1 pseudogene is annotated in these 238 nt (G+C 74.8%); it reads right to left on the bottom strand.

Annotated features, from left to right (window positions below):
• A pseudogene (locus tag SB751_RS34965) lies at positions 1-238 on the bottom strand (hypothetical protein); the annotation flags it as partial.

The raw sequence follows: 238 nt of genomic DNA, 5'->3' as shown, positions 1-238 counted from the left end.
CACGAGCGTCGCGGCCGAATGCGCGGGCATCTTGCGACGCAGCTTCTGGTAATAACGGTTCAGATCGAACAGCGCATGCTCGCACGCGGCATCCTGCACGCACGGCCGCACGCGGCCGATCGCCGGATCGCGCGGCACGTTCACAGGCTTCGCGCCGGCCGCCGCGGCGGCGCCCGGCGCCGCGCTCACGCCACCCTGCACACCGCTCGTCGCGGCCACCGGCACGGCGGCGGGCGGC

It is taken from the genome of Cupriavidus sp. SIMBA_020 (genome assembly GCF_046535395.1).
Taxonomy (GTDB): Bacteria; Pseudomonadota; Gammaproteobacteria; order Burkholderiales; family Burkholderiaceae; genus Cupriavidus; species Cupriavidus campinensis.
The sequence above is the reverse complement of the archived record's forward strand: the minus strand, read 5'-3'. Positions and strand labels throughout refer to the sequence as shown.